The sequence below is a fragment of the Asaia sp. SF2.1 genome (genome assembly GCF_000505765.1).
Classification (GTDB): domain Bacteria; phylum Pseudomonadota; class Alphaproteobacteria; order Acetobacterales; family Acetobacteraceae; genus Asaia; species Asaia bogorensis.
Map to the genome: position 1 here is coordinate 363505 of NZ_AYXS01000001.1, position 10338 is coordinate 373842.

Annotated in this window: 10 protein-coding genes; 5 read left to right on the forward strand and 5 right to left on the reverse strand. The window is 59.6% G+C overall.

Features of this window, described 5'->3' with window-relative positions; all coding sequences use genetic code 11:
- Positions 1-656: helicase-related protein (locus P792_RS38150; RefSeq protein WP_035439210.1), on the forward strand; the 656-nt coding region annotated here is incomplete at its 5' end.
- A 142-nt stretch (positions 657-798) separates the two neighbouring features.
- On the forward strand, positions 799-2400 hold the full coding sequence (locus P792_RS22250; protein ID WP_023977460.1) for a GGDEF domain-containing phosphodiesterase: 1602 nt from the start codon (positions 799-801) through the stop codon (positions 2398-2400).
- A gap of 152 nt (positions 2401-2552) precedes the next feature.
- On the opposite strand, the gene P792_RS22255 is transcribed toward P792_RS22250, so the two are convergent.
- Complete coding sequence (locus P792_RS22255; protein WP_231944696.1) at positions 2553-3506, reverse strand: lipid A deacylase LpxR family protein; 954 nt, start codon at positions 3504-3506, stop codon at positions 2553-2555.
- A 378-nt stretch (positions 3507-3884) separates the two neighbouring features.
- On the opposite strand from P792_RS22255, the gene P792_RS39545 reads away from it, so the two are divergent.
- Entirely contained in the window at positions 3885-4559 is a 675-nt protein-coding gene (locus P792_RS39545) for a cold-shock protein (RefSeq protein WP_023977462.1), read from the forward strand.
- A gap of 284 nt (positions 4560-4843) precedes the next feature.
- On the opposite strand, the gene smpB is transcribed toward P792_RS39545, so the two are convergent.
- The 4 genes from smpB to P792_RS22280 all read right to left on the reverse strand — a co-directional run bounded on the left by smpB (position 4844) and on the right by P792_RS22280 (position 7896).
- Positions 4844-5335, reverse strand: a complete 492-nt coding sequence (smpB, locus tag P792_RS22265) for an SsrA-binding protein SmpB (RefSeq protein WP_023977463.1) — start codon at positions 5333-5335, stop codon at positions 4844-4846.
- Between the two features lie 3 nt (positions 5336-5338).
- Positions 5339-6235 carry a 4-hydroxy-tetrahydrodipicolinate synthase gene (dapA, locus tag P792_RS22270; protein WP_023977464.1) on the reverse strand — a complete coding sequence of 299 codons (897 nt, stop codon included), beginning with the start codon at positions 6233-6235 and terminating at the stop codon, positions 5339-5341.
- A gap of 96 nt (positions 6236-6331) precedes the next feature.
- Positions 6332-7171: a prephenate dehydratase gene (locus tag P792_RS22275; RefSeq protein ID WP_023977465.1), complete on the reverse strand. Its 840-nt coding sequence runs from the start codon at positions 7169-7171 to the stop codon at positions 6332-6334.
- Entirely contained in the window at positions 7168-7896 is a 729-nt protein-coding gene (locus P792_RS22280; RefSeq protein WP_023977466.1) for a 3-deoxy-manno-octulosonate cytidylyltransferase, read from the reverse strand. The genes P792_RS22275 and P792_RS22280 overlap by 4 nt, the downstream gene beginning before the upstream one ends.
- A gap of 288 nt (positions 7897-8184) precedes the next feature.
- Between P792_RS22280 and P792_RS22285 the strand changes: the two genes are divergently transcribed.
- Together P792_RS22285 and serA are read left to right on the forward strand one after the other, a co-directional pair.
- Complete coding sequence (locus P792_RS22285) at positions 8185-8985, forward strand: inositol monophosphatase family protein (RefSeq protein ID WP_023977467.1); 801 nt, start codon at positions 8185-8187, stop codon at positions 8983-8985.
- Between the two features lie 54 nt (positions 8986-9039).
- A complete protein-coding gene (serA, locus tag P792_RS22290; protein WP_023977468.1) occupies positions 9040-10290 on the forward strand; it encodes a phosphoglycerate dehydrogenase in 1251 nt (416 codons plus the stop codon).
- Positions 10291-10338 lie beyond the last annotated feature (48 nt).

Genomic DNA, 10338 nt, shown 5'->3' on the forward strand with positions numbered 1-10338 from the left:
CACAGGTTTTCTGGGTTTGCCCGCTTGTTGAAGAGAGCGAGGTGCTCGACGTGGCTGCAGCCGAAGCACGATGGGCCGACCTTTCGCAACGCCTGACTACACCTGTTGGACTGGCTCATGGGCGGCAGGAAATCTCTCAGAGACAGGCCGAGCTCGACCGTTTCCGGCTGGGTGAGACTCGGCTGCTTGTCGCGACGACGGTTATCGAGGTCGGTGTCGATATCCCCAATGCCTCTGTCATGGTGATCGAACACGCCGAACGGTTCGGGCTTGCCCAGCTACACCAGTTGCGCGGCCGCGTCGGGCGTGGTGCAGCAGCGTCGTTCTGTCTGCTGATCTATGATGACGGCGCGACCGGTGCCACAGGCAAGGAACGCCTCGCCCTGCTGCGGGAAACGGAGGACGGCTTCATCATCGCTGAACGCGACTTCAGATTGCGCGGCGGTGGTGATCTGACTGGCAACAGACAGTCGGGACTGCCCCTCTTCAGATTGACCGAAGGGGTCGATGCAGAGTCACTCCTTAACGAAGCACATCGCGAAACCAAGGCGATCACATATAAATTATCTGAGTCCTGCAAAATGGGCACAGAATTACAGGCACTTCTCCGGATATTCGACCGAGATGATCCGAACAGGATAAATCGAGCCGGATAATGACAATACTAGTCACCCGTCGAAATACTTGTTTAATCTTTTGACATGTTACTGAATTCGTTTTGACTATTGATCAAGACCAGACTTGCCCAAATCGTCATTGTCTTTCATAACCTGCATTATCCCGTCAGAGAGAGGCGACATGTCATCGATCCATCAGCCCGAACCACACCTCGCGATACTTGAAATCGCGCGCAGGCTGCTCGGCGCATCGTCTGCCTGCATATGTGGTTTCGACAGGGCCGGAGACCTGATCGAGATTGCCCGTGACGACAGTATCGCCTCGGAGATTACGGCTGAGTGTGTCAGGGCCGTCTGCAACGCTACGGACTCGCTCTATCTGAAAAGAACCGACACATCGATCGATATAGGTATCGCGCTCGAAAATGATCTCGCGCTTCTGGCCCATATTCCGCTTTCGGGATCCGAAACAGAACTCCGTGAGCTTGCCCCCTATCTGGCTGTCTGTGCAAGAACAATCCTGCTCAACCAGCCTTTGCAGACGCGTCGCCGCGACCTGCCTGACCGCCGCCTCTGTGCTGCGCATATCGGCAGGCTGATCGACACCACATCCGGTGAAAGCCGTAAAACCAGCTTCTCGGTACTGGAGATCGATCTCGATCATCTCAACGCCCTGAATCTGCGCTACGGCTGGGAGACTTCCAACCGGGTCATCGACGAAAGCATTACGCGCATCCAGGCCATTCTGCCTGCACAGGCCTATCTGGCCTATGCAGGGGGTGGCAATATCCTTGTCGTTTCGCCGCCCGGCCTGTCGCTCGTCACGACACGTACGCTTATCGCCAATATCCGCCAGGCCCTTTCTCCGGAGATCCTGATTGACCGAGGGGAGATCCAGCCCTCGTTCTCGATCGGGTGGGCCCTCTTCCCCGATGATGGCGACAATGCAGCCGCCCTGTTGCAGGCCGTCGATGCCGCAGTGAACGACATTCGACAGAACGGTGGCGCCCATGAGAGACGTGCGACATTGTCCGGCACGGCGGCGCTCATCGGATCGTCTGGCCTTGAACGTGATCTGATGCAGGCCGTGGAACGCGGCGAACTCTCCCTGAACTGGATGCCGATCATCGCCCCTGGCAGCCAGACCGTTGTGGCGCTCGAAGCGCTGCTGCGTTGGGAGCGCCCTGGCGTCGGCCAGATTCCACCCGATATTTTCATTCAATGCGCCGAAAACGGCGGCATGATCGAAAAGATTGATCAGTGGAGTTTGAGGAAGGCCTGCGAGGCAGCGGCATCCTGGAGCCACCCGCTTCGCGTATGCGTCAATATTTCCCCAACATGGCTGGCACGCCGCCTCCTCTCGGGCATGGTGGAAGCCATCCTGCAGGAAACAGGCCTCCCTCCCGAACGTCTGCAGATCGAGCTCTCCGAAAAGCGTTCCTTTGGTCCGCGTGACATTGCCTATCAGGAGCTTTCCCGGTTGAGGGCTCTCGGTGTGCATGTCGCTCTTGACGATTTCGGCGCAGGCTACTCCTCGCTCGAAAGGCTGGCGAATTTTCCGGTTGATCAGATCAAGTTCGACCGCTCGTTCATGCTCCGCCTCAACGATGATCGCCGGGTCAATGAAGTCATGGGGCAGACAATTCAGATGGCCCGTCGGCTCGGCATCTCCTGCTGCGCCAAAGGCGTGGAAACAGAGCGTCAGATGGCCTTCCTCGACTCGTATGGATGCGAGGAAGTTCAGGGCTATCTGCTTGGCATCCCGACGCCAGATTATCTCTAACTCAGACCTGTCCGGGGCGGTTCGCCCGCAAACAGACTGAGAGTGCAGACGTCGAGCATGGAAAAAGCCCGTACCGGCGACAGACCGGTACGGGCTTTTTCAATCACGCAGGCACAACCCGGCAGAGCCGGGTTGTTACTGTTGGCTTAGGCTCAGAATTTGACCGAAAGCTTGAGCGAACCATAGTTGAACAGCCCCGCCTTTGCCGTCTTGAACTGGGCAGTCTGCCAGTTCTGGCTGTAGGACAGGCGCACACCATGCCACATCACGGCGAGGCCAGCATGGATCATGCCGACATCCCAGGTCTTGTCGACATGAGGCGAGTTATCACGCAGCGTATTGCCCTGCAGTGTCGAGTCATAGGCAACAGCCTGCCCCTCCACACCACCATACAGATACCAGGCGACAGGACGTGTGGCGACGAAGGCATCCGTTCCATCGAGGCCCGGCCCGATCGTCGCATTGCCGAAATCGCTGTCCAGTCCCTGACCGATACGGAATGTTCCGGCTGCATCGGCGTAGGTACGATAGTCGCCGGCAGCCCCTGAAATGGCCGGCAGCACATCGGCGCTGATTCCATAGAGGTTCACGACCGGCAGACGCCAGATACGCCCGGCCTGGATCTGGAAAATCGGCTGATTCTGCAGCTGGGTGTGCCAACCGAGATTTTTCGTATCCCCGATAGCGCCGTGGAAACCGTTCTGCAGCTGACGCCCGAGGCCTGCCGGGCCCATCACACCAAACTGAATGCCGGCAACGCTGCGCGAAAGGTCAGTATCATTGATGAAGTTGACTGTGCCGAGCAGCAGGCTCGAATAGGGACGATCACCCGAAGCCGGCTGAGCGGTCTGGGTATCGCGCGGGGTAAAGATGAGCTGCTGCACACCAAGGCTCACACGCTGCACGCCGTCACCGAGCAGGAAGCGGTTCACGTCAGCGAAAGGCTTGGGCAGATTATCCGTGCCTGATGTCCAGTTGAAACGGAGCCCCGACGTATAATACTGGTCCGAGGTTCCCTTGAGGGTCGACACCGCGTCATTCTCGCCCTGCAGCGTCCAGGTGCCATAAGGATCCTGTTTCGGGGTGGCGTGAGCCGTTGCACCCATCACAGCGAGACCGAGAACCGAGAGCGATCCGGCCCTGACCTGTCTGGCGCCCGGCCAGCGCGACTTTGAACAGCGCAAATCCATCCCCTTCCGAAATAACAGGCGGCCACCATAGCCGATTTCACGTAACAGGAAACAGTGACAGCCGGTAACCCGAAGACTATCCGCTCATAAAAACGCGATATGAAGAAGATCGTGGTAATCGGGTCACGTTTTCTGGTGGCATAACCCGAAAAAACCGTGTTAGGGTCTTAATGAAACCCCTTGTGGACATCGCCCGTTCCGTACCAGCCGGCAGGCCCGTGCACACCGTTTCGACTTACTCCACTGGTGATTCTCAGTATGATGGATCACCGCACAGATCTCGGGATTAGACCGTTGAGAAGCAACCGTACCGACCGCAGCCCACGTTCCCCGCGCCGCGGCGGATTCGACGACGATTTCATGACCCCCTCCTTCGGTGACCGTGGCGGGATGCAAAATCGTCGTCCCCCTTCGGGCGGCCCACAGGTTCTGGCGTCAGGCCCGGAAGTGGGCGCCAGCGTCAAGTGGTTCAACAGCGAAAAGGGTTTCGGCTTTGTCGAGCTCGCTGATGGATCAGGCGACGTTTTCCTTCATGCAAACGCCCTCTCCACCGCTGGCCACACCAGCGTAAACCCCGGCACGACGCTGAACGTCCGCATTGGCCAGGGCCCCAAGGGCCGTCAGGTCGCTGAGGTTCTCAACGTCGACACCAGCACGGCAGAAGCACCGCGCCCCCGCGCTGCCTTCAACCCGGCTGGCCCGCGCCCGGCTTTCGGTGGCGGTGGTCGTCCGGCCCGTCCGGCTCCTGACCTGTCACAGGCACAGGATCTGCGCGGCATCGTGAAGTGGTACAACGCCACGAAGGGCTTCGGCTTCATCACGCCGGAAAACGGTGGCAAGGACATCTTCATCCACGCCTCGGCTCTCGAGCGTTCGGGCCTCTCCGGCCTCAATGAAGGCCAGGCCGTCGATGTGAAGGTTGTGCAGGGCCAGAAGGGTCCGGAAGCAGCCGACATCAACATCGCCTGAGCGATCTTCTGATCCAGAAAAAACCCGGCCTTGTGCCGGGTTTTTTTTGTGCCTTGTCGGGATGTGCCTTGTCGGGACTAGCCCGCTTCAGGCTCTAGAATGACTCTCCGCCAGCACAGTCGTATCACATGGTGAGCAGCAATCATCTGTGATGACCCGGACTCAGCGCCATGCCCTTTTCAACCGAAAAAGCGCACCAGCACCGGAGCAGACTCTATCATCGGATAAACGGTGGGTGAGCCCGGACCACGCTTACAGCAGGGCAACACTTTCCAACGCGCTGATCAGTAATCCTTGCCCTTGCTGCGGAGCAACCGGGCCTTGTCACGCTGCCAGTCCCGCTCGGCGATCGCGTGGCGCTTGTCCTCTTTCTTACGCCCCTGACCGAGGCCAAGTGTCAGCTTGGCACGTCCACGGGCATTGAAATGAACGTCCAGCGGAACGAGCGAAGCCCCTGCCCGCGAGACAGCGCCAAGCAGATGGGCAACCTGCTTCTTGTGCAAGAGCAGCTTGCGCGGTGCGCGCGTGTCAAAACGGGATAGCACGCCGCCCTGATATTCAGGGATATAGGAATTGAACAGCCAGATCTCGCCGTCCCGCTCGCCAGCATAGGCTTCGTTGATCGCTGCGCGACCCATACGAAGACTCTTTACCTCCGGCCCCTTGAGAACGAGACCTGCCTCGACGGTTTCGAGGATTGTATAATTGAACCGGCCTTTTCTGTTCTGCGCAGCAATGCCGTGAGAGATCAGACCGGATTTCTTTTTTTCAGTCACAATTTATCCTGACAGGCCGGTTTTTTTCAGAGCCTCGTCAATCACAGCGCGGGAGGCCGAGCCGGGTTCACACAGGGGCAAACGCACAGTCGGGGTGCACAGCCCCAAACGTGACGCTGCGTATTTCACTGGCCCCGGATTGCTCTCGCAGAACATGGCGTCGTGAAGGGGTGTCAGACGTTGCTGGATCTGCATCGCTTTTGCCACGTCACCCGCCTGCCATGCTTCGTGCATCATGGCACAAAGCCTCGGCGCAATATTGGCTGTGACGCTGATGCAACCCGTCCCGCCCGCAGCGAGGAACGAGACCGTTGTGCCGTCATCGCCCGTCAGCTGGGTGAATGGCGTATCGCCAAGCAGGGCACGGAGCTGAAGCGGACGCGACAGATTGGCCGTTGCATCCTTTGTCCCGACAATATTCGGGTGCTGCGCAAGGCGCGCCATCGTCTCCGGCAGAACTTCGACCACTGAGCGACCAGGCACATTATAGACATAGAGCGGCAGATCGGTCGCATCGGCAACCAGCATGAAATGCTGGTACAGGCCTTCCTGGGTCGGCTTGTTGTAATAGGGTGCGACCACAAGCAGGGCGTCGGCACCAACGGCCTTAGCATGGCGTGCCATGCCGATCGCCTCATGCGTGCTGTTCGACCCCGCGCCAGCCATGACCGGCACGCGCCCGCCCGACACCTTGACGGTATGGGCGACAACAAGCGCATGCTCATCATGGGTCAGGGTCGGGCTTTCGCCTGTCGTGCCGGCTGGGATAAGTCCCGCCGTCCCTTCATCGATCTGCCAGTCGATAAAGCGGCCGAGAGCCGCGAGATCAACCGTGCCATCTGCACGAAACGGGGTCAGCAGCGCGGTCAGAGACCCTTTGAAATCCTTGTTCCGTGCCATGCTTGTTCACCTGCCCCGTTTTTAGAACCTGCTGCTAAATAGAACTCCTACCGCCCCTGTCAAATGGATATCGCGTGGAAGCCCTGCCCCTGTGCGCTACCCCGGATAACGGGAGGGACTCGCGGGATAAACGCCAAGTATGGCAATTTTCTCGCTGCATCCCCGCAATACCGCCAGAGCCCTGCCCAGCGCCTCCTGCTCGGGGTGGCCTTCCACATCCAGCAGAAAGCCTGTCGCGGTCAGCGTGCCGGGGCTCATATAGCTTTCGAGACGCGTCATGTTGACGCCATTTGCCGCAAAACCACCGAGAGCCTCATAAAGCGCACCAGCCCGGTTGAGCACACGGAACACCAGTGTTGTGATCACGCGTTCATCCTGCGGCGAGGGCCAGGCAGCCTGTCGCGCCACCAGATAGAACCGCGTCGTGTTATGCGCAGCGTCTTCGACATTGGCCCGCAAGACCTCAAGGCCGTTGAGCTCGGCAGCCAGTGATGACGCAATGGCGGCATCCTCGCGGGACTGCCATTTGACGACCATCTCTGCCGCCCCCGCCGTATCGAAGGCCGAGCAGGCCTCGGCACCAAGCTCACGGATCAGGTTCCTGATCTGCCCCAGCGCCACCGGGTGGGTATGAACCCGCTTCACTTCCTCGATCCTGGTGCCGGGCAAGGCAATCAGGCAGTGTTCTACACGCTGGAAATGCTCGCCAATGATCGGCAGACCGGCCTCGGGCAAAAGTGCATGAATTTCGGGAACACGGCCCGCAAGCGAATTTTCGCAAGCCAGCATGCCGAGCGTTGCCCGTCCCTCGCGCACGGCATCAATCGCCGCTTGAAAGCTGGGGCATGGCAGGGTTTTCCAGCCCGGTCGCGCTGTGCGGCAGGCAAGATCGGAATAAGCGCCGGGACGCCCCTGAAAAGCAATTATGTGGGTCATGCTGCAAGCACCTGACGTATGCGCACGAGATCCTCAGGCGTATCGACCCCGAGCGGTGCCTCGGTGATAGAAGCACAGCCAATGCTCATACCCGCCTCAAGCGCACGCAGTTGCTCAAGCGACTCACGACGCTCGAGAGGCGAAGGCGCGAGCGCCACGAACCGCGCCAGCGCCTCACGCCGCCAGGTATACACCCCGACATGATGCCAGAGCGGGCCGTCACCCCAGGGGATCGGCTGCCGGGAGAAATAAAGCGCACGCGCTACAGTTGCACCCGGCGCGAAAGCGCAGGCAGCCTTGACGACGGAGGCCCGTCGCGCCTCTTCCTCTGTCTCTACCGGCGCAACCAGCGTACCGATATCGAAACCCTCAGCCACCGGGCGCAGGGCGGCGGAGAGGCTGTGCGGCGCAATCAGAGGCAGATCACCCTGCAGATTGATCACCACATCATGACGCCCCTCCGGATCATGGCTTTGCAGGGCGGCATGAACGCGGTCAGATCCGCTGGGCAGGGCCGGATCGGTCAGCACACCTGCCACATCATGTCCAGACAGGGCATCGAGAATGGCCTGATCGCCAGAGGCAACAAGCACAGGGCCAAGGCCTGATGCGAGCGCCCGTAACGCCACCTGAAGGATCATGGGCTTGCCGTCGATCTCTGCCAGCGGCTTGTTTGGCAAGCGCGTCGAGGCAAGACGCGATGGAATGACGATAATAGGATTCATGGGAATGAGGCAGGCTTTCCGCTTGTCTTGTGAAGGGCCGCAGCGCGAGGCCAGACATGCCGCACCCCCCATGACGCGTCAATCTTTCCTTGCAGGCTGCGCGTTTTCATTGCGTCAGCCCGTAATGATTCATCGCCATCATGGCTGAAAATCCTGTTTTTCGGTCCGATACTGTCGTTCGGGCCCCATGTGCCCTTGCGATCGGGACCACACTGCCGAATATGCCTTCTGATTGCACGACGCTGCCCCGCCCGCCCGGGGCTGATTTACGGATTGTGAGTTACAGCCATGACGCTTCCGCCCGATCTCGATGCCTGCCTGCAAACAGCACTGCTCTGTGCCGATCATGCGGGTCGGGCGGTCACACCCCATTTCCGCGCTGGTCTGGATGTGGATGACAAGAGCGACGAATCTCCCGTCACGCGTGCTGATCGCGAGGCAGAAGCTGCCATGCGCGACATCATCAGGCAGGCCCATCCCGACCATGCCATTCTGGGCGAGGAATATGGTTTCTCCGGTGATGAGGGAGATTACATATGGGTACTGGACCCCATAGATGGCACTCGCGCCTTTATCACCGGCAGGCCGAGTTTTGCGACACTCATTGCCCTGTTCCACAAGGGTACGCCTGTGCTGGGTGTGATCGATCAGCCCTTCACCCGTGAACGGTGGATTGGCGTTGCCGGGCGCGAGACCGTCTTTGAATCCGCCACGCTTCCCGGCGTTGCGGGCACCCGGAATTGCCCGACGCTTGGTGACGCCGAGCTGTCCTGCACCTCGCCCGATATGCTCATCGCCCCTTTTGACCAGCGTTTCGCACAGCTCAAGAAAGCTGCACGTCGCACAAGCTGGGGTGGCGATGCCTATGGCTATGGCGTGCTGGCACTCGGGCAGATTGACCTGATTGCGGAATGTACCATGAAACCGTGGGACTGGGCTGCTCTGGTGCCCGTCGTGAACGGCGCAGGCGGCATTGTCACGGACTGGCAGGGCGCGCCTCTTACGCTTGAGAGCGATGGCACCGTTCTAGCCTGTGGTGACAGAGCGCTTCTGCCCGAGGCCATCGCGAGCCTTCGCCCTTCCCCCTGAACCACGTATGAGCTAGCATCGCGTTTCGGATTTGCGCTGCTGACAGGAGCCGACATGGAAGCCTCGTTTTCTCTCCCCAAAGACCGCATTCGCATCCTTCTGCTCGAAGGTATTCATGAAAGCGCCGCCCAGCATCTCGCCGCGCAGGGCTACAAGCAGGTAACGTGCCTCAAGACCGCGCTTGAGGGCGAGGCCCTGACAGAAGCGCTTAAGGGTGTGCATATGGTGGGCATCCGCTCACGGACACAGCTCACTGCCCCCGTGATCGAGGCGGCCGACCGGCTCATGGCAATCGGCTGCTTCTGCATTGGCACCAATCAGGTCGATCTCAACGCGGCACGCATGGCAGGTATTCCGGTTTTCAACGCTCCTTTCAGCAACACGCGCTCTGTAGCCGAACTCGTCATGGGCGAGATCGTCATGCTGCTGCGTCGTATTCCCTCGCGCTCCGAGCAATGCCACGCAGGCGGCTGGGACAAATCGGCTGTGAACGCGTGGGAAGTGCGCGGCAAGACGCTCGGCATCGTGGGCTACGGCTCGATCGGCTCGCAGCTTTCAGTGCTGGCCGAGGCTTTTGGCCTGCGCGTGATCTATTACGATACCGTAGACAAGCTTCCGCATGGCAATGCCACACCGGTTGCCACGCTCAATGAGCTTCTCGCTCAGTCCGATATCGTGAGCCTGCACGTTCCGCAGACAGAGCAGACGAAGGACATGATTGGCGAGGCCGAAATCCGCGCCATGAAGCCCAATTCCATCCTGCTCAACAATGCACGCGGCACTGTGGTCGATATCGATGCCCTCGCTGCTGCCCTGCGTGACGGGCACCTCATGGGTGCCGGTGTGGACGTATTCCCCAAGGAGCCCAAAGGCGCAGGCGAGAGCTTCGTCTCACCCCTTCAGGGACTGCCCAACGTCATACTCACACCGCATATCGGTGGCTCGACCATGGAAGCGCAGGAGCGTATCGGCGTGGAAGTCGCCAAGCGCTTTGTGGAATATTCCGATGTCGGCTCCACGCTGGGCGCTGTCAATTTTCCGCCCGTGCAACTGCCCGAACGTCCGCGTGGCACGCGCTTCATGCATGTGCATGAAAACCGCCCCGGTATCATGCGTCAGATCAACGAGATCTTCTCCAGCGAAGACTGCAACATCGTTGCACAATACCTGCAGACTGATGGCGAGGTCGGTTATGTTGTGGTTGAGACCGATGCGAGCCCCGACTCGGAACTTGATAACCGCCTGCTCAACAGCCTTCGCGAACTCAAGGGCACGATGCGCGCACGTCTGATCTATCAGCGTTGAAGTAATTTGATGAATTATTAACACTGCACTAATAATGATCAGGAACAG